Here is a 19,088-nt window from a genome sequence, read left to right on the forward strand (position 1 = left end):
CCGGCCAGGGCTGCCGGCAGGGTTGACACCTACTATACGGAAGGTGAGGGCCAAGTGGCTCCGGGCATCTCAGTGGCCGTCCCTCAGAAGGACCTCTTGGACGGCCGAGAGGAAGTCTGCAGACAGGACCTGCCTGTCCCCGTTGGGTCTGGTGTAGTCCAGGGTCTCCAGGGACCTCAGGCCTCCCGCCGGGCGCTGGAGGAAGCGACGGCCGACAGGGCCCTGGGCTCATGGAAGCCCTTGCGGCGGAACTCGTCCGCTATGTCCTGGGCCACCTGTGCCGCAAGTCCTGCATCGACCAGGGCGATGATGGAACCTCCGAAGCCTCCCCCGGTCATCCTGGCCCCATAGGCCCCATCGGCCCTGGCCACGTTGACCGCCGTGTCCAGCTCGGGCACGGTCACCTGGTAGTCGTCACGAAGGGAGTCGTGGGAGGCGTTGAAGAGCTCACCTGCACGGACCACATCGCGGGCGGCGAAGGCGCTGATGAAGTCGTCCACCCTGCCGATTTCGCTGATCACGTGCCGCACCCTCCGCCGGCTTACCTGATCGGGCAGGGCTTCCAGGACACGGGCCAGGGCGGTCTGCGGGTCACCCGATCCGTTCACCCGGTCGGCCACCACCCTCAGGTCGCTCACCCCCAGGGTCCGGGCGGCCTCCTCGCAGGTGCGGCGGCGCTGGGCGTACTGGCCGTCGTTGAGCTGGTGGGGGGCCTGCGTGTCGACCACAAGCAGCTCCAGCCCCATGGATTTGAGGTCGAACTCCTCCTGCCTGACGTTGTGCATGGCATCCAGGTCGCTGCGGCAGTCAAGGCGGAGGGCGTGACCGGGTTGACAGCGCATGGAGGCGTTCTGGTCCATGCCTCCGGTCGAGGCCCCGGCCATGTCGTTCTCCGCCATCATGGCGGCCTGAATCAGCCTGACCCTCCCCCGGTCGCTGCCGCCGAGGCCCAGTCCGAATACGTCGTCCAAGGCCAGGGCGCTGGAGCAGGTCATGGCTGCGGAGGAACTCAGCCCCCCGCCCACCGGAACGCTGGAGACGAAGGCTGCATCGAACCCGTGCACCCCGTCCATCCCCATGGAACGCAAGGCCCACGCCACACCGACGGGGTAGGCGGACCATCCCTGCACCCCTCCGGCCTCAAGACCGTCCAGGTGGACCTCCACGGTCTTTCCGTCACCCTTGGAGGAGACCAGGTGGACCAGGTCGTCCCGCCTGGGGCTCAGGGCGAGGAAGGTCCGATGGGGGAGGGCTATGGGCAGGCAGAGCCCCCCGTTGTAATCCGTGTGCTCACCGATCAGATTGACCCTGCCCGGTGCGCTCCAGACCCCTTCGGGATCGTGCCCGTAGGCCCTGATGAAAAGGGCTGAAGCCTGGTTGGTCCCGGTCCCGGCAGGACCCCCGTCCATGGCCTGTATGAACTGGACAGTATTCATGCTGTTTCCTCATCTTCGATGTCCACCGGTCCCAGCTGGCGGAAGCGGGCGGCGATTCTTTCGGGGGTCGTGTCGGAAACCCAGGCGGCCATGCCGGACTCCGACCCGGCCAAATACTTGATTTTATCCACTGCCCTGCGGAAGGAGAAGAACTGGAGGTTGAGCCTGTAGTCCTCCCGCCGACCGTCTCGGACCGGGGCCTGATGCCAGGCGGCTATGTAGGGCAGGTCCATCCCCCGCCCGTCCCCCCTGTCGAAGAAGGCATTCCCCCTCTTCAACAGTGTGGAATACATCTGTGCCAGGCCCCAGCGCTCGTCGTCGTCGAGCTGGTCAAGGGTAAGGATCCCGTCGCGGACCGGGGCCACGTGGACCTCCATGGGCCAGCGGGCTGCTGCAGGCACATAGGCCACCCAGGTGCGGTTGCGGAAGACCACCCTCTCCCCTGCCTCCAACTCCCCTTGGAGAATGTCATGCAGGAGGTTGCCTCCGGTGCGCTCGCGATAGGCCCTGCACTGGCGGAGCTCCTGCTCCATACGGGGGGCGATGAAGGGGTAGGAGTAAATCTGCCCGTGCGGATGGGCAAGGGAGACTCCGATCTCCTGGCCGTGGTTTTCGAAGGGGAAGATCTGCTCTATGCCGTCCATGGCCGAAATTTCCGCAGTCCTGAAGGCCCAGGCCTCGACCACCGTACGCAGACGGCTCACCGGGAGGTCGGCAGGCAGACCCTGCTCATTGGGATCGAAACAGACCACCTCGCAACGGCCGTTGGCCTCCCTCACCGGCCACAGAGGGTTCCCATCCACATGCCCCTCCTGCACGTCGGCACCAGGGACCTGCATCATCGAGGGAAAACGGTTTTCAAATACCACCACGTCATAATCGGTGTCGGGAATCTCCCCGTCCTGATAAGGGTCTCCCGGTTTCCTGGCCGCCAGGGGGTTCCCCTTGGCCGTTGCCCCTGGGCCTGCTGTGATCGGCCTGTTCATCCGGGCCGTCGCCATGGGAATCCAGTCGCCGGTCAGAGGGTCCCTCCTCATCTGCGGGGGTTGGAAGGGGACCTCCCTCCCCTCGGCATCGAGACGGGGGCCGAAACGATCTGTCAGGGGGCGCGGGTCGTCCAGTCGCCTGGTCTTGGCCCCGCTGACATAGGCGGGATCGTCATCCATGTAGAAGAAACGGCGACCGTCAGCCAGCCTGGTCGCGGTGATGCGGATATGGCGGGATGCATATTCACCCGGTACGTACCTGCGGGGAGTGTACCCTTCTGACAGCATGATCATGCGCCTTTCTCTGCTTGTCGATCCTGGCCGGCACCCGTCCCTCCCGGACCTGCGGTCGATGGGGAGGACCCGGAAGAACCCGCTGGACCCGCCGTCTTCCCCTCTGCACTCACGGCCGCCCGACCGTGAGGGGGGAGGGAGGCCTGGCCGGGTACGGATCCACCGGCGGGGAGGCCTGAGGTCTGCTCCTGGTTCCCCTCAGGGGCGGCATGGGCGAGGACCAGTTCCCTGACCAGGCCCTGGGTGGCTTCAATGGACCGGTCGTCCAGCCCATCGTCGGTGATGACGGTATCCACCTGGTCGAATCCGGCGAAAAGGGAGAGCGAGGTGCAGCTCCACTTGGTGTGGTCGGTCAGTATGATCGTCCGGTCGGCGATGTCCATCAAGGCCATATCCGTGGCGGCCTCAAGGGAGTTGGGCATGAGGAAGCCCCTGGGTATGGAGACCGAGTGGGTCCCCAGGAAGACGGTGTTCACCCTCAGCGAGGAGATCACCTTGTCGGCTATGGGTCCCACCAGGGAGTTGGACCGGGTGATGACGCCCCCCGTGACGATGACCTCCACATCCTTGCTCTCCATGGCCTGGACCAGTTCGGCCACGGGGATGGAATTCGTCAATATGGTCACCCCGGCGCACTGGCGGCTTTCGAGAAGATGCTGGGCGAAGACGTAGGCCGTGGTGCCTCCGCCTATCGCAATCACATCGCCGGGGGAAACGTAATCGATGGCCCTGCGGGCTATGGCATCCTTGAGCCCCATGTCCATCTGGGATTTGACCGAGAAAAGGGGCTCGGCCAGGAGGGAGGAGGTGGTGACCGCCCCCCCGTGCACACGTTTGAGCAGGCCCTTGTCCGCCAGGTCGGCAATGTCCCGGCGGATGGTCATGGCCGAGACACCCAGTTCCTTGGACAGGGCGGTGATACGGACGGCCCCACGCGTTCGTAGCCTATTGAGTATCAGGTGCTGTCGTTGTGAGGATATCATTCGAACATTATCGCACACATTCGCCCAGTCTGACAAACTCTTTCGGGGTTTCCTGGTCGCGGGGCGGTACTTGCCCATCGGGTTATCTCTTCAGGTGGGAGTCCGAAATGGTCGCTTTCGGAAATGAACACCGACCTGCTTTTGTGTTTGTTATATCGATGTAAGTGCACATTCAGCTGCCGTCGGGGCCTCGCCGGGCGCCCCTCCTAGCGGGCCCCGGGCTGGGAGGGGGTGCAATGCGAGCGGCGTGAATGGGCGGCCCGAACGGCTCCATGAGGGCACTGCGACCGGCCACCAGGGAATGCACCCGTTTGACGTTCAGCGGCCCGAATGACGGCATCCGGCCTTGCGGGGGACGGACCTCAATCCCTCTCGCAAGCGCTCCACCCCCCACCGGGTCACCTGGACCATGGCCTCCGCAACGATTGAGGAACTCATCTTGGAGCTTCCGACCTTCCGCTCCACGAAGACGATGGGAACTTCGGCCACATGGCCTCCCGAGGCCAGGACCCTGCGCAGCATGTCGATCTGGAAGACATACCCGTTCGACCTGACCTGGTCCAGCGGGATCCGCTTGAGAATGCGGGCCCGGTAGGCACGGAAGCCGGCCGTGACATCCCTTGCGGACAGGCCCAGCATGATGCGGGCGTACAGGGACCCTCCCCGGGAGATCAGGTCACGGTACCAAGGCCAGTTGGCCGTCCTTCCACCCTTCACCCTGCGCGAGCCGATCACGAGGTCCAGGCAGGGATCGGAGGCCAGGACGGCAAGGATCCTGACCAGGTCCGCAGGCCGATGCGAACCGTCCATGTCCATTTCGCAGATGGTGTCATACCCCTGGTCCAGGGCCCATCGGAACCCCTCCAGATACGCGGGGCCCAACCCCTGCTTGCCGGCCCTGTGGATGACCCGGATCCTCCTGTCGGACCGGGCCATCCCGTCAGCCAGCACACCCGTACCGTCCGGGGATCCGTCATCGACCACCAGGATGTCCACCTGGGGGCAGCGGGCCAGGACCCCCGACAGGGTCGAGCGGATGTTGCCACGCTCGTCGTATGTGGGCATGACCACAAGGGTCCTGCCGCTCACAGGCACGGCCTCTTCGCCCGCATCGTCCTGCATGTCATCAACCCCTCGTCAGTGCGCACGGCCGATTTTCAACGGAGAGACCCCGATCACCGGCTGATTCCGTAAGCCCCCCTGGCATAGGGTTCAGGATAGTGGATGTCCTCCCGGTCCATTCCCAGCTTATAGGCTGCCCGCAAGGGCCAGTACGGCTCCCTGAGGGCGGCTCTGCCTATTTCGACCGCGTCTGCCTGGTTCTTGCGCACTATCCTGTCCGCCTGCTTGGGCCTGGTGATCAGGCCCACGGCCGTGACAGGGACCAGGGCCTGGTTGCGCACCTGGGTGGCGAAGGGGACCTGGTAGCCGGGCTTGGCCGGTATGCTGACGCCGGGCACCAGACCGCCGGTCGACACATCGATCAGGTCCACCCCATGCAGTTTGAGCACCCTGGCCACCTCGACGGTCTCCTCCAACCCCCAGCCACCGGGGGCCCAGTCGGTTGCAGAAACCCTTACCAGAAGGGGCATGCCTACGGGCATCACGTCGCGCACCGCGTCGGTGACCTCCACCAGAAGGCGCATGCGGCCGGACAGGTCGCCCCCGTACTCGTCACCGCGCTTGTTGATCAGGGGATCCAGGAACTCGGAAAGAAGGTAACCATGGGCTGCATGGAGCTCTATTCCCGCGAACCCGGCCTGCACAGCCCTGCGGGCGGCGGAACGGAAATCATCCGTGACCTGGTGGATGTCACGGACACTCATCTCCCGTGGGGTGTCCATATGCCCGTACGGGATCGGGCTGGGCCCCGCCGGCTGCCAACCACCCTCCTGGACCGGCACTGTGGCGTTGATGTGTCCCATGGATGAGCACCCTGATGACCCCTTGCGGCCGGAATGGTTCAACTGGACCATGGGGGCCGTCCCCGAGGCCTTCATATCCTCGGCAATCCGCGCCCAGGCCCGGGCCTGCTCGTCGTTCCAGATGCCGACGTCGCATGGTGATATGCGGCCGTCGGGGCTGACGGCGGTGGCCTCGGTGATGATCACGCCGAAACCGCCCAGGGCACGGGAAACGTAGTGCTGGTAGTGGAACTGGGTGGGAATCCCGTCATGCCTGTAGACGGAGTACATGTCCATCGGGGGCATCCAGACCCTGTTCCGGACGGTCAGGTCGCGCAGGCGGAAAGGCCTGAAGAGGGCGGGCAGGGCACGGTCCTGTTCCGGCCGGTCCTTCCCCGGCCTCCCGGATGGGCCTCGCCCGCCTCCGGCACCTTCCCCGGCCGGCTTTTTTCCTTGATCAACCATGCCCATACCTCCCATTGCACATCGTGGGGACGGGTGGGGGAACCGACCCCTCGCACCGGACCCCCAGCGGGACGCCGAAGGCAGACAGTCATCTGCAACGGCAACGGTGCAGGCCGTGACAAGATGCCGGACCACCCGTCTTCCGCCTATTGTCTTTCGACCCATTGTAGGCCTTTCCCCATCTTCGCGGGAGGGGTCCATCGCGGGAGGGGCCGCTCTGGAAAAGGGACGATGAGGCAGGCCTGCGGGCAGGTCAGAAAGGGGGCTCCATCACTGGTCCACGTCCTCCTGTTCATCGTCCTGGTCTTCGCCCTGTCCCTGCTGCCGGGACCTGTCGTCGCCCCCGTCCCGGTCCTCTTCCCGGGGCTGTGGCTGGCCCTTGTCGGGCTGGCCCGTATCCGGTCCGCCCGTATACTTGGGGTCCGGGTTCCCGTAGTTGTTGTCAATCGGTATGTTGGCCTGGGCCAGGTAGGTGTTCATGAAATCCTTCCAGGCCGGGGTGGCTATGTACATGCCATACCAGGTGCGCATGGTCCGACCGTTGATGGTCCTGTTGGTGAAGGAATCCTTGTCCCTGTCCTGTCGTTCGGCATTGCCCACGGCCACGAAGGCCGCCACCTGGGGGACGAACCCCCCGGTCAGCATGTACATGTTCTCGTGGGTCCCTGTCTTGGCGAAGGTCTTGCGGCCCCCGTCCAACTGGGTCACCCTGGCCTCGCCTCCCGGTTGGACAACACCCTGGTTGAGGGCGTAGGCCACGGTCTGCGCGATGGCCGGATCGATGGCCTGGTGGCAGTTGGCCTTGGGGATGGGCATGGACTCGCCGTTGCGCTTGATCACCTTCTTCAGGGAGATCGGGGTGCAGGCCTTGCCGTTTGCCGCCAGGGTGGCATAGACGTTGGCCATGGTCAGCGGGGAGGCCTGGTCGGCTCCGATGATCATGGGGGGCTGGAGATTGGAATACACGTCCATGGCCGAGGAGATCGAATTGTGGTAGCCCATGTCCTTGGCTGTGTCCGCGATTGCACACAGGCCTATCTGCTGTGCCATGGAGGCCTGGGTGGTGTTGTGGGACTTGATCAGACCCTGGAGGGGGGTCTCCGTGCCGACGGTGCCGCCCCCGGAATTCTCCACATGCCAGTTGACGGATTTGAAATCATATTTGACCCCATCGGGACCCTGGCAGTTGAAGACGGACTCCGGGTAGTTGGTCGAGGTCCGCAGGGGTTCGTTTATGGAGTGGCCCTGTTTCATCCAGGCGGCCATGTTGATGGGCTTCCAGGTGGAGCCTACGGGGTTGCCCAGACCCCCTCCGTCGTTCTGATCGACGGCGTAGTTGATGGCCGTCCTTGTGCCTCCGGACTTGTCGGTGGCGTCGTAGATCCGGTTCAGCCCGAACCCGAGCACCTCGCCCGTCCCCGGCCTGATGGCTGCGATGGTCACCTCGAAACCGCTGGGGTCCTCGACCGGTATGGTGTTGCGGGCCGCGTTCATGGCGGCCTCGTTCGCCTTGACATCCATCGTGCTGTAGATCTGCAGGCCCCCCTCGTTCAGGAGGCGGACCCTGTCCTGCCTGGTCTTGCCGAACTCCGAGGAATTGATGATCTGCTTGGTCACATAGTCGCAGAAGAAGGCGGCATCTCCGGCGGCCTGGCATCCCGCGTCGACGCTCTTGACATGGAGCATGTCCTTGAGGGGTTTGGCCTTGGACTCCCGGTTCTGCTTGGCGGTGATGTAACCCTGCTGGTGCATGAGATCCAGCACGATGTCACGCTGCTCCTGGGATTCCTCAACGTTGACGGTGGGATCGAAGCGGGCGGGATTCTTGGTCACCGCCGCGATGGTGGCCGCCTCCCCGGGGTCCAGGTCCTTGGCCGACTTGCTGAAGTAGTGCTGCGCGGCGGTCTCCACCCCGTACACCTTGGTCCCGAACTGGGCTATGTTCAGATAGCCCTGGAGGATTTCGGCCTTGGTGTATTTCTTCTCCATCTGCACGGCTATCAGCATCTCGCGCATCTTGCGGGCAATGGTCTCCTCGCGGGCGTGGTATTCGCCGATGGGGTCGTTCTCCTCCTCGGCCTGGCTCATGAGGACGTTCTTGACATACTGCTGGGTCAGGGAGGATCCCCCCTGGGTGTCACCCTTCTTTATGTATGTCTGGATGAAGGCCCTGAGGACCCCCTGGGTGTCGACGCCCGCGTGCTCGAAGAACCTGCGGTCCTCCCTGGCCACCACGGCCTTCTGCATGTAGTCCGAGACCTCACCGATGGGGACGACGATGCGGTTCTGGGCATAGAAGGTGGCGATGACGGTCTTGCCGTCGGAAGCGTAGATGCGGGACTGCTGGGGCAGATCGGTCACGTCGAAATCGATGCTGTCGATGTTCATGGCCGGCATGAGCTTCTTGGCCGCCACATTGGCTGCAAAGACGCCGGGAAAAAGAAAACCGGACACAACCACGCCGCCCGCGACGCAGAACATGAGATAGGCCAATATGAGTGTGAAGAAACGGCGCACCGTCATGGATCTCTTTTTTCCAGGCATGGCTACCATTCTATGACCCCAGGCCTACCTGGCCGGACGGGGACGCAGGGCCTTCACATCCTGGAACGGCGGATGAGGGCACCTGGCCGGTAGATGACGATGGCCCTGCCCCTGCGCGAGATCCAGCCTCGGTTGGAGAAGTCCATCAGGGCCTTGTTGACGGTCTCCCTGGAAGCACCCACCAGCTGGGCCAGTTCCTCCTGGGTCAGATCGTGCGGGACCATGAGCCCCTGCTCGAAGGGCTCGCCGAAGCGGGTGGCCAGGTCCAGGAGGGTCTTGGCCAGGCGGGCCGGGACATCCATGAAGACCAGGTCGGAAATCCGCTCGTTGTTGGCTCGCAGCCGGTTGGCCAGGACCTGGAGCATGTCGACGGCCACGCGGGGATGCTGGTTGAGCCAGCTGAACAGGGCGTCATGTTCCAGGGCGGCCACCCTGGTCCGGTTGACCATGACCACCGCCGAGGCGGTACGCGGCCCCCCGTTGGGATCGAAGACAGGTATCTCGCCCAGGATCTCCCCCCGGCCGTTGATGCTGAGCAGCTGGACACGCCTGTCCGCAGCCTGCCTGATGAGCTTGACCCTGCCCTCTTCGATCACGTACATCCGGTGGTCCTTGTCACCCTGCCGGAAGATGGTCGACCCCTTGGTGAAGACATATTCCGTCAGGCTTCCCAGCAGTTGGTCGGCATCCTCCCGGGGCACCTGCTTGAACAGGGCGGTCTGTCGCAAAGCGTTCTCTTCGTCGGGACTTTCATTGGGCTTGCGCACCGCCATATCAGGAAAACCTCCTCACCTCTGGGAATCGTCCTTGACCCCTTGTCCTTGCGGGACCGTGCCGATCAATCAACTCACACGATTGTAGCCCAGCCTTCATACGATGACCGACGTCCAGGCCGGGTCGGAATAACGCCCTGCCGCAAGGGAACCGGCTCTTGCCATGGTGTCCGGGTCGACCGTCCCGGCAGACAGGCTCCTGACCAGACCGGGAAGGGTGTCCAGGAGGCCATCGACCAGGTCGGCCCGTGACAGACCGGTCTGGGAGCTGATCGGGTCCACCCTCCTCCTGGCCGAGGTCACCGCCTTGTCCGAGAGCTTCTCCTTGGACACCTTGAGCACATGTGACATCTTGGCTGCATCGACCGTGTAGGAGAGGGTGACGTGGTGGAGGATCCCACCCGGCCCCCTGCCGGCCGGCGGCAGACGGCGCTGGGAGGCGCCCCCCATTTTCCCCCTGGGTGAGGCTATGTCGTTCATCCCCTGCCAACCCGCCCTGACACCCAGCAGGTTCAACCCCCTGATCAGCCAGAGGTCGCACAGGCGGTATGAGGATGCCACGTCCAGCCCTTCCACGAAGGAGGCAGGCAAATAGAGGGAGTAAGTGATCACCCTGTCCGGCTCCACGAACATGGCCCCTCCCCCGGTCGTCCGTCTGACCACGGTGAACCCCAGCCGGCGGGCGGCATCCCGGTCCACCTCGTTGCCCAGGGATTGGAAGCGGCCGATGACGACCGCAGGGGCCGACCAGGACCACAACCGCAGGGTGGGGGGTTCTTGGCCCTCCGCCACCCCTTCCGCCAGTGCCTGGTCCACGGCCATCTGCATGACGGGATCCCGGGGCCGGTCCCTGATCAGGACCAGGTCCAGGTCGCCCCATCGTTTCACGAACCCATCCGGCCAGTCGGGACCCATCCACCGGCCCTCGTCTGCTGATGCCCTCCCACCAGCCGTAGCGCGCTCACCCCCCTGGGAGGAATCGGGGGCAGGAGCGGCGGGGCCCCTGGAACCGTCCACCGCCTGGGCCAGGGCCCTGGTCAGGGCCGTCACGATATCCCAAGCGGTGATGCCGAGGATGGCCGCTTCGGGATACCCGTCCATGACGGCCCGGAGGTCCCCTTCCAGCTTCGCCGGCTCCAGGGGCAGTGGTGTGGCCCTGACCGCCCCCTCCAGGTCCCGCAGGAGGTCCTGTCCCTCCCCGCCGTGCGCAAGGTCCCTCCTGGGGGTCCCGGAGGAAGGCCTCCGGGACCCTTCCGGTCCGGGACTTCGGCCGGGACCGGTCAGGTCCCTGGAGCCGTCGATGAAGAAGTCGCCGTCGATGCCGCAGGTCACGATGCGTCCCCGTCCGCTATTGCCTACGCGGCCGTCCCCGTCCAGGCACACCCCCACGGTGACCGCCACCAACTTCCCGCCTGACCGCTTGCACTCCCCCCGCCCCTTGTACAGGCGGAAACCCTCCCCCTGGACATCATTCGCCAGGGTCAATCGACCAGCTCCAGACCACGGGCGTCCCGATGCCAGAAGGAGCCCTTCTTGGAAGTGAGGATCAGGATCCCCTGGACGATTCCCCAGATGATGTTGACGGCAGGGCCGATGAAGAAGAAGAACGCCCCCACCACGGTTATCATCACCTGGGCGATTCCCCACCCGTACCGGCCCAGATAGAAGTTCTGCATGCCGAGGATGCCCAGAAAGATGCTGAGGAGGCCTGCGGTCAGCTTCGTGTGCGCGGCGGGCGGGGCCGCGTAGACATCACCGTAAAGGCCGTACGGGTTGTATGCCTTCTTCCCCTTGCGGCGCCCCCCTGGCCCATATGGGTAGGCGGGCGGATAGGGGCTGAAGGGCTGCGCGTAGTAAGCGGGATAAGGGGGATATGGGGGATAAGCCGGATAGGCATTGTAGGCGGGATACACAGGGTAGGCAGGAGGGTAGGAGGCCCCTTGGAAGGGCATGGACGGCTGTGTGCCGGGCTGCTGCAAGGGGACGGGGCCATACCCCATGGCCTGCGGAAGGGGGGCGGACCCACCTGCCGGAGGATAAGGGGCCGTCTGCTGCCAAGAGGCAGGATAAGGGGCTGTTGGCTGCCATCCAGGAGGGCAAGGGGCTGTTGGCTGCCCGGCCGGGGGGTAACCGGTCCGGGACTGCTGGGGCCGGGAGGGACCGCCGGGCTGCTGGCCCGTTCCCGTCCACTGGCCGGGAGCGGCTTGCGGTCCACGGCCATCTGCCTCGGGCCGTTTTACCCCCGCCCCTGTGGCAGACTCGGAGGAATCGGAACGGACCCCGGGGCCGGTCGGGCCGACCTGGTCCCGGCCGGGTCGGTCATCTTCTGGATTCATCGTCATACCCCCAGGTTACCGCCGGGATGGTGCATGGATTCAATGCGGCTCAGATCCTGTCCAGGATGTCCCGCCCGACCTGGTCGGTTCCCCTCCGGGTGGAACCCAGCTCGCGGATGTCCTCCTCGACGGCCCTGTCAATGCGCCCGGCCGCCTCTTCCAATCCCAGGTTCCGCAGGAGCATGCCCGCCGAGAGGATGGCGGCCGTGGGGTTGGCCACCCCCCTGCCGGCTATGTCCGGAGCGGACCCGTGGATGGGTTCGAACATGGAGGGGTATGTGCCGTCCGCATTGATGCAGCCGGAGGCCGAGTAGCCCACGCCGCCGACCACCGCCCCGGCCTCGTCGGTGAGTATGTCGCCGAAGAGGTTGTCCGTCACGATCACATCGAACCTGCCCGGGTCGGTCACCAGGAATATCGTGCAGGCGTCGATGTGGAGGTACTCCCTCTCGACCTGGGGGTACTCCTCCCCCACCTTGTCGACCAGGCGCTGCCACATGTCACCGGCATTGGTCAGTACGTTCTTCTTGTGGACCAGGGTCAGCCTGCGCCGCCGGGACATGGCCAGACGGAAGGCGTACCGAATCACCCGTTCCGCCCCATAGGCCGTGTTGATCGAGACCTCGGTGGCCACCTCCTGCGGGGTCCCCCTCCGGATGGATCCACCTGCCCCGGCATAAAGGCCCTCCGTGCCCTCGCGGACGACCACGAAGTCGATCCGGCCCGGGTCGGCCAGGGGGGAGGAGACCCCCTCATAGAGTCTGGTGGGGCGAAGGTTCACATACTGGTCCAGTTCGAACCGCATCCTGAGCAGGAGCCCCCTCTCGAGGACCCCCGCCTTGACCCTGGGGTCCCCGATGGCCCCCAGGAGGATGGCGTCCTCCCCCTTGAGCCTGTCCAGCTCGTCATCGGGCAGGATGGACCCGTCGCGCAGGTAGCGTTCGGCACCAAGGTCGAAGTCGTCGAAGATGAAGTCGGCCTGGCCGCCTGCCGCCTTCTGCAGGGCCGCCTGAGCCTGGGGGACTATCTCCCTGCCGATGCCGTCACCGGGCACGACGGCTATGTGGTAAGAGGTTCCGGTTTTTGCATCCATGACCACGAGCATAGGCGGGCCGGGCCTCACCTGCCCCCTGATGACCACATGTCAGACAGGGGGTTGGCAGGACTGGGCCTGGCCTGCCCGTTCAGCTGGCCGCCGCACCTCCGTCAGGCCGTAGGACCGAAAGGCAGAAGGCATTCTCATAGGCCAGCTCCTCCCACTGCCTGTAGCGTCCTGTGATGCCTGCATGGCCGGCCTCCGCCTCGATCTTGATCATGGCATCGGCCCCGACCGAGGGTTCCTGAAGCCTGGCCACCCACTTGAGCGGCTCCACATAGAGGACCCGGGTGTCATTCATGGAGGTGGTGACCAGCACCGTGGGGAAGTGGTCCGTTCCCAACCGCCTCCTGCGTTCCGAAGCGTCCTCCACGTTCTCGTAAGGACTGTATGACTTCATGTAGGCATATGCCTTGGGGTCATGGAGGGGGTCTCCCCATTCATCCCACTCGGTCACCGTCAGCGGAAGGTCCGGGTTCAGGATGCTGGTCAGGGCATCGACGAAGGGGACATCCGCCTCGATGCCGGCGTATAGCTGGGGGGCCATGTTGGCCACTGCCCCCATGAGCAGGCCCCCGGCTGACCCGCCGTTGGCCACCGTCCTCATCGGATCGGCCCATCCACGGGCCTGAAGGGCGGCGGTCACGTCGACGAAGTCCTCGAAGGTCCGCCTCTTGTGCAGACGCCGCCCCTGCTCGTACCAAGCCCTTCCCATCTCGCCGCCCCCGCGCACATGGGCCACCGCGTAGAGGACCCCCCTGTCCATCAGGCTGAGGCGGGCGATGGAGAAGGAGGGGTCTGAACTCACCTCATAAGCCCCGTAGCCGGTGATGAAGAGGGGGGAACCCTGGCGCCGCGTCTCCCCCTCCTCCCTGTTACCCGGCCAGCCCAGGGCCTCAAGGTCGGACGGCGAGGGGGAAGGGATGACGGTGTCGTCAAACCCGTACACGCCGTCGGCGTCCAATCCGGGGACCATCCCACGCCGCCAGACCAGGGAGACCGGGACCAGGGCCCCGTCGCGCACACGGACCCAGAGCCGTCGTTCCGCGTACCTTTCCGGGTCGAAGCCGCCAAGGACCTCAGCCTCCTTGAGGAGGACGTCCCGGCCTGTCGCCGGATCCAGTTCGTGCAGCTGGGAGGGATGGGTGTAAGAGGAGAAGGCGTAGCGGAGCCTGGGAGCCTGATAGGAGGGGTTGTCGACGGAACCGATCGAGTAGACCGCCCCCTGCTGCTGGCCGGGTTCGATCGGGCGGAACCTCCAGGGCCGTCCCTGGAGGAAGTCCTCGAGGGCCTCCTTTTTGGTCGTGACAGCCAGATGGGGAAGGCCTGAGGACCGGTAGCTGAGGAGGACGAAGTCCCGGTGGAAGCCCACCCCCTCTATGGCCAGCCCCCGGGCACCGCGCAGGATGGCGGGGTTGCCGGGGTCGTCATAGGGACGGTCAACGGGCTCCCCGACCTGTCCACCCCCTTCGCAGCCGTAGGGACTTCCCTGAGCCAGGCGGACCCCCTCCCCCAGGCGGTAGGGGGGTCGGTGGTCCCTCATGTCTATCAGGTCGACGCAGAAGTTGGGACAGCCCACGTTGTGGTAGACCACGGCCACCGGGATATCCCTGCCCCCCTGGCCCGCCCCTTCGAATCGGCTGAGGTTCACATCGTATTCGACCCCCTCCTTACGGGGGATGAAGGGGACGAACTCACCGGTGGGGTCGGTCAAAGGGAGGATGAGGATCTCGCTGGTGGTCTTGGAGGAGGTGGCTATCATGACCGAGCCCTCGTCATAGCTCAGCCCCACCCCAGCCCAGAAGTGTTCGTCCCCCTCCTCGAAGACACGGACGTCCTTCCCCGCATCGGTCCCCACCTGGTGCCTCCACACGGCACAGGGGCGCCAGGCCCGGTCCATCCTGGTGTAGAAGACCCAGCGGCCGTCCGGGGTGATGATCCCTCCTGAGCTGACCGATGAAATCAGGTCGGGCAGATCCCGGCCCTCATCCAGGTCGCGGATGTGCAGGTCGTAACGTTCGTCACCCCTGGTGTCCACCCCGTAGAGCATGTAACGGCCGTCACGGCTCAGGTCCAGGGTGCCCAGGGAGAAGAAGTCGTGCCCCTCGGCCTGGGCGTTGGCGTCGAAGACCACCTCCTCCCCGGGCAGGCCCTCCCCCGGCCCGGCGCTGATCTTCGGCGGTTCCCAGTCGTCCTCCCCCCTGACGGGGACCCTGCACTGCAGGCCGTACTGGGACCCCTCCCTGGTCCGTCCGTAGTACCAGTATCCGTGCAGGCGGGTGGGCACGGACACATCGTCCTGCTTGACCCGGTCGCGCAGCTCTTCGAAGAGGGTCTTCCTCAGACCCGACAGGTGGGCCATCCTCCTGTCGCAATAGTCGTTCTGGGCGGCCACATAGGCCTGCGTCCGGGGGTCCTCCTTCCCCCTCATCCACTCGTAGGGGTCGTTGAAGGTGTCCGAATGGAAGGTCCTGGCCTGCGGGTGCCGCTCCGCCACCGGGGGGACAGGACGATGGGATGCGCCGCGCAGGGGAAGCGAAGATGGAATCATGAGGCGATTATAAGCGCGGCCCGTGCACGTCCTGCATCCGATCCGGCGGCCGGCCGATCCCTGTCAGCCCTTCCGCCCCCGCCGGGCCCGGCCCCATCCCCTCTTGCGCCTTGAGGCGGGCAGGGGCTCCTCCTCCAGGACACCGGCCAGGTAGGGCAGCATGGTCCTCATCAGGTTGGCACCTGTGGTCCCGTAGAAGACGGGGACGTCGGTCACGGGGGCAGGCTGGCTGGAGGTCCTCTCTGTCAGGGCCCCCAGTTTGGACTCCCCGGGGCTCAGCTGACGGATCCCGATGGCCACGACCCTGCCCGGATACCTGCGGGCCACCTCGGCGAAGGTGGTCGGATCCCTCTGTCCGTCATCACCCAGAAGGATGAAGCGCATGTCGGGGAAGTCGGCCATGAGTTGGTGGATGAACTCCATCTTGTGTCTGACGATGGAGGGGACGAAGGTCTTGGGCCGGGGGTCCAGGTCGCGCAGGAGGAGGGGGCCGGGAGGGAAGCCATGGTCCTCGATGAACCCCCTGATCGACCCCTCCACGTTCCAGGGGGAGGCCGACAGGTAGAAGAAGGGCGCCTGGGGGGCCAGGTCCCGGATCTTGCTGTAGAAGACGCTCATGCCGGGAACGGAGGCCCTGGTATGGGGGTTGGACAGGAGGAAGTTGTATGCCGCCTTCCACATGCTGGGCACCTGGGTGATCATGATGGTGTCGTCCACATCCGAGATCACCCCCAGACGGGCCTTCCCGGAGACGATGTAGAGGGGGGCCGTGACCGGCGGACGGTTCTTGACCTGGTATGTGACCCTGTGGACCCCGGGGACCAGGTCGTGCTCGGCGACCAGGTCCAGGTAGCCCGACCAATCGGAAAAGGCGAATTCGCTGCTCAGGTTCCTTCCGCTGTCGAAGGCCTCGAAGCTGGTCGAGTCGGCCATCTGGACGGTTCCTATGGGGACCCCGTCTATGGCTATGGCCACCCGAGTGCGGGGGGAGGGGACGGTCAGAAGGGCCCTGATCCCCCTCATGGCCCGGGGGGTGTGGGGGTTGGAATCCGCCAGGACTGTCCGGCATATGAGTCTGGAGTAGGCTTCTGTGCCGTACCCCACATAGGGCTCGACCCTGGGATGCCACCCCAGACGCCCCGTCAGCCGGGTGGACAGCCTGACCCAGAGGTCGAAGACTCCGGTCAGCGCCCGCCTGAGCAGACGGATGGGGAAGGATTTGTTCTCGATGCGTTCGTCAGGGATGGCCGCATCGAAGGTGGTGACCACCGGCGTGACCTGGATGGGACGGCCCTTTGCGGGCCCCCGGCCCTTGAGGCCGACCCCCGGAATGGACCGGGACACCGTCCCCTGCCTCTTACGCTCCCTGTCCGCCGTCATGCTCCTCTTCCGTCCCCGGGCTCAAGACAGCCTTGCTATGAGAGCCCCGTACTCCTTTGCGGTCATCAGTTCAGGCTCCTCGTCCTCGAGTTCCAGCTTCATGATCCAGCCCTCCCCGTAAGGGTCGGAGTTGATCACGCCCGGATCATCCGAGGCATCCCTGTTCACATAGGTGATGGTCCCGGAAACCGGGGTCACCAGGGGCTCGACGGCCTTGGAGGACTCCAATTCGACCACCTCGTCGCCCGCCTGCACCCGGGTCCCCACCTCGGGCAGGTCCAGGAAGACCAGGTCTCCCAACTGTTCCTCGGCGTACTCGGTCACGCCCATCACAGCAGGGCTTGACGATGTGTCCACCCAGACATGGTCCTGCGAATAAAGCAGGTGGTCTGGTACCTCCAGGTTCGTGACCTGTTCGCTGTTTTCCTCATTCATACATACAAGCGTACCGCCAGGCCCCATCCAGGCGTCCAAAACACACGCCAAGTGAGACGGCCCAGGACCATCCTGCGGTCGAAGGTCCGGGCCGGGGCCTTCATCGGACCGGGCCTGCCGGCTCGTGCCCCTCCACCTTGACCATGGTCCCGACGGGGGCGTTGTCGTAGATCCACTTGGCATCCTGCTCATTCATGTTGATGCAGCCGTGGGAGCCATAGTGGGCCGGATCCCCCCGCGCTATCCCCGTGCCGTTCCAATTGGCCGTGTGGAAGCCCTCGCCCTTGTTGTAGTAGGAGACCCACTTCACGCCTGGAGTCACGTAATCCCTGCCGACCATGGTCTGGACCTCGTAACGGATGTTGATGAAGAAGGTGCCGGTGTCCGACTCCCGGCCGTCGACCGGCCGGCCGCTGCAGATTGGGAAGACCTTGACCTGGGTGGTCCCCCTGTATGCGGTGGCCGTCTGATCGGAGAGATTCACCCTGATCCACATGTCGCCGTCGGGTATGTCGTAGTTGACGGTCCTGGACTTCACATCGTGGGGGGTCACGTCGGCCGCGGCCTGGATGGTCGCCCCGTCTCCCGACTGGAGGGCCTTCACAACCTGCCCGACCGTCCCGTCGACCCCCTTGACCTGGACGCCGTCGACCCCCCTCACCGTGGTGACGATGACGTTGCCTTTGGAGTCCTTGATGTCGGTCTGGGTCACCATTTTCCTGTTGAGCTTGCCCGGAAGGGCGGTGGAGAGATAGTCGGCGACGGCCCCCCGGTCGTAATCCAGATTGATGGCACCCTGCTGAAGGTCCGACTCCGGCTTGATCCAGGCCGCCACCTTATCGGCGGGAATGGTCATCCTGTTGTCGTCGCCGGTCTGGATGACTATGGGGGAGACCAGACGCCGATTGGCCTCATCTGCCGCCTTATCCGCCTTCTCCTTGCTGATCGGCGTCTGTACGGAATCGTAGGTGACGCTTACGGAGGGTTGACCAGCGGGATCCTTGGAAAGGGAGTCTATGGCCTCCTTGACCGGGGCCAGACGGGGGGATTGGCCACCCCTGCCTGCGTGCACCCGGAACCGTCCCGACCGGCCGTCATATGCAATGGATGAGGGGAGGGCCCGGTCCTTTTCCCCTATGAACCTGTCGGTCAGGAAGTCGTCGAGCTTCCCTTCGTCCACCTTCGTGACCAGGGGGACGGAGGAGGGTAGGAAGGGGTTCAACCGATTGAAATCACTCCCCTGTTTGGCCGTCAGGAGGGCCTTGACCGTCCCGTCCGTGTCCACGGCCACACCCAGATCGGCCAGGCTGGCTTCGACCTTGGTCCCTTTCTGGTCCTGGATCTTCAGGGATGCCGACCCGGTCCGACTTGTGACAAGCTCCCTGAGCTGGGATGAATCCTTGCCGGCCACGCTCTGCCCTGCGAAGACCACACCGGGGGCGGCCCGCTGCTGGAAGTACTCCCGTGCGCCGAAGAAGGCGCCGACCAAGAAGGCCGCCAGGAGGGCAAGGACGCACAGGAGGACAAGGGGCCACCGCCGGTGTCTGACAGGGATGGCCTGATCGCCTTCCCCTCCTCCCCGGTCTGCGCCGACCTCCGAAAAGGCCTTCCATCCCTCCGTCTGGTCAAAGAGGTCCACCGGCTCCACCTGGGAGTCCCGGCCCCCCTCCATGGCATCGGAGGCGATGGGGGGCATGACCATGGTGGAGTCGTCATCTCCCCGCTCAGATCCAATCACCGGACCAGACCCGGCTGACGGCTCCTTCGGATCCCTTACCCCTTCGCTGGTCATCGTCCACCTTCCACGGCTCTCGTCTTACGCCGATATCTTACCGCCTGGGGGCGCCGTTCCCGGCACCGGGCGGATGCAGCCGCCAGCCGGGCATCCGCGGCGACGCTCGCCCA

The 19,088-nt window shown here is 65.1% G+C and carries 13 protein-coding genes and 1 pseudogene; all 14 read right to left on the bottom strand.

What is annotated here, in order from left to right:
- Positions 1-176 precede the first annotated feature (176 nt).
- Positions 177-1,436 (bottom strand): galactokinase, encoded by a 1,260-nt coding sequence (galK, locus tag V6584_RS05895; protein ID WP_340469557.1) that lies wholly within the window; start codon positions 1,434-1,436, stop codon positions 177-179.
- The gene (galT, locus tag V6584_RS05900) at positions 1,433-2,710 is read right to left on the bottom strand and encodes a galactose-1-phosphate uridylyltransferase (protein WP_340469558.1); all 1,278 of its coding nucleotides are present in this window, start codon (positions 2,708-2,710) and stop codon (positions 1,433-1,435) included. The genes galK and galT overlap by 4 nt, the downstream gene beginning before the upstream one ends.
- 215 nt (positions 2,711-2,925) lie before the next feature.
- Positions 2,926-3,717: pseudogene (locus V6584_RS05905) on the bottom strand (DeoR/GlpR family DNA-binding transcription regulator); the annotation flags it as partial.
- A gap of 300 nt (positions 3,718-4,017) precedes the next feature.
- On the bottom strand, positions 4,018-4,821 hold the full coding sequence (locus tag V6584_RS05910; RefSeq protein WP_340469559.1) for a polyprenol monophosphomannose synthase: 804 nt from the start codon (positions 4,819-4,821) through the stop codon (positions 4,018-4,020).
- A 53-nt stretch (positions 4,822-4,874) separates the two neighbouring features.
- Complete coding sequence (locus tag V6584_RS05915; protein WP_340469560.1) at positions 4,875-6,068, bottom strand: NADH:flavin oxidoreductase/NADH oxidase; 1,194 nt, start codon at positions 6,066-6,068, stop codon at positions 4,875-4,877.
- A 270-nt stretch (positions 6,069-6,338) separates the two neighbouring features.
- Complete coding sequence (locus V6584_RS05920; RefSeq protein WP_340469561.1) at positions 6,339-8,612, bottom strand: transglycosylase domain-containing protein; 2,274 nt, start codon at positions 8,610-8,612, stop codon at positions 6,339-6,341.
- A 53-nt stretch (positions 8,613-8,665) separates the two neighbouring features.
- Positions 8,666-9,385: a Crp/Fnr family transcriptional regulator gene (locus V6584_RS05925; protein ID WP_340469563.1), complete on the bottom strand. Its 720-nt coding sequence runs from the start codon at positions 9,383-9,385 to the stop codon at positions 8,666-8,668.
- 96 nt (positions 9,386-9,481) lie between these two features.
- Positions 9,482-10,870, bottom strand: coding sequence for a lipoate--protein ligase family protein (locus tag V6584_RS05930; protein ID WP_340469564.1), 1,389 nt, complete (start codon positions 10,868-10,870; stop codon positions 9,482-9,484).
- On the bottom strand, positions 10,867-11,337 hold the full coding sequence (locus tag V6584_RS05935) for a TM2 domain-containing protein (protein WP_340469565.1): 471 nt from the start codon (positions 11,335-11,337) through the stop codon (positions 10,867-10,869). Before V6584_RS05935 ends, V6584_RS05930 begins: the two co-directional genes overlap by 4 nt.
- A 433-nt stretch (positions 11,338-11,770) precedes the next feature.
- Positions 11,771-12,814, bottom strand: coding sequence for a 3-isopropylmalate dehydrogenase (locus tag V6584_RS05940; RefSeq protein ID WP_340486260.1), 1,044 nt, complete (start codon positions 12,812-12,814; stop codon positions 11,771-11,773).
- Between the two features lie 91 nt (positions 12,815-12,905).
- A complete protein-coding gene (locus tag V6584_RS05945) occupies positions 12,906-15,314 on the bottom strand; it encodes a S9 family peptidase (RefSeq protein WP_404802606.1) in 2,409 nt (802 codons plus the stop codon).
- A gap of 117 nt (positions 15,315-15,431) precedes the next feature.
- On the bottom strand, positions 15,432-16,748 hold the full coding sequence (locus V6584_RS05950) for an App1 family protein (RefSeq protein WP_340469570.1): 1,317 nt from the start codon (positions 16,746-16,748) through the stop codon (positions 15,432-15,434).
- Between the two features lie 21 nt (positions 16,749-16,769).
- Positions 16,770-17,183 carry a glycine cleavage system protein GcvH gene (gene gcvH / locus V6584_RS05955; protein ID WP_340469571.1) on the bottom strand — a complete coding sequence of 138 codons (414 nt, stop codon included), beginning with the start codon at positions 17,181-17,183 and terminating at the stop codon, positions 16,770-16,772.
- A 100-nt stretch (positions 17,184-17,283) separates the two neighbouring features.
- Positions 17,284-18,975, bottom strand: coding sequence for a L,D-transpeptidase (locus tag V6584_RS05960; RefSeq protein ID WP_340469572.1), 1,692 nt, complete (start codon positions 18,973-18,975; stop codon positions 17,284-17,286).
- Positions 18,976-19,088 lie beyond the last annotated feature (113 nt).

It is taken from the genome of Bifidobacterium favimelis (assembly GCF_037963085.1).
GTDB classification, from domain to species: Bacteria; Actinomycetota; Actinomycetes; order Actinomycetales; family Bifidobacteriaceae; genus Bombiscardovia; species Bombiscardovia favimelis.

Bases quoted from the DNA above. Each gene is read 5' to 3' on its own strand.
- galK (WP_340469557.1), bottom strand. From the start codon at position 1,436: ATGAATACTGTCCAGTTCATACAGGCCATGGACGGGGGTCCTGCCGGG.
- galT (WP_340469558.1), bottom strand. From the start codon at position 2,710: ATGCTGTCAGAAGGGTACACTCCCCGCAGGTACGTACCGGGTGAATAT.
- V6584_RS05910 (WP_340469559.1), bottom strand. From the start codon at position 4,821: ATGCAGGACGATGCGGGCGAAGAGGCCGTGCCTGTGAGCGGCAGGACC.
- V6584_RS05915 (WP_340469560.1), bottom strand. From the start codon at position 6,068: ATGGTTGATCAAGGAAAAAAGCCGGCCGGGGAAGGTGCCGGAGGCGGG.
- V6584_RS05920 (WP_340469561.1), bottom strand. From the start codon at position 8,612: ATGCCTGGAAAAAAGAGATCCATGACGGTGCGCCGTTTCTTCACACTC.
- V6584_RS05925 (WP_340469563.1), bottom strand. From the start codon at position 9,385: ATGGCGGTGCGCAAGCCCAATGAAAGTCCCGACGAAGAGAACGCTTTG.
- V6584_RS05935 (WP_340469565.1), bottom strand. From the start codon at position 11,337: ATGCCCTTCCAAGGGGCCTCCTACCCTCCTGCCTACCCTGTGTATCCC.
- V6584_RS05940 (WP_340486260.1), bottom strand. From the start codon at position 12,814: ATGGATGCAAAAACCGGAACCTCTTACCACATAGCCGTCGTGCCCGGT.
- V6584_RS05950 (WP_340469570.1), bottom strand. From the start codon at position 16,748: ATGACGGCGGACAGGGAGCGTAAGAGGCAGGGGACGGTGTCCCGGTCC.
- gcvH (WP_340469571.1), bottom strand. From the start codon at position 17,183: ATGAATGAGGAAAACAGCGAACAGGTCACGAACCTGGAGGTACCAGAC.
- V6584_RS05960 (WP_340469572.1), bottom strand. From the start codon at position 18,975: ATGACCAGCGAAGGGGTAAGGGATCCGAAGGAGCCGTCAGCCGGGTCT.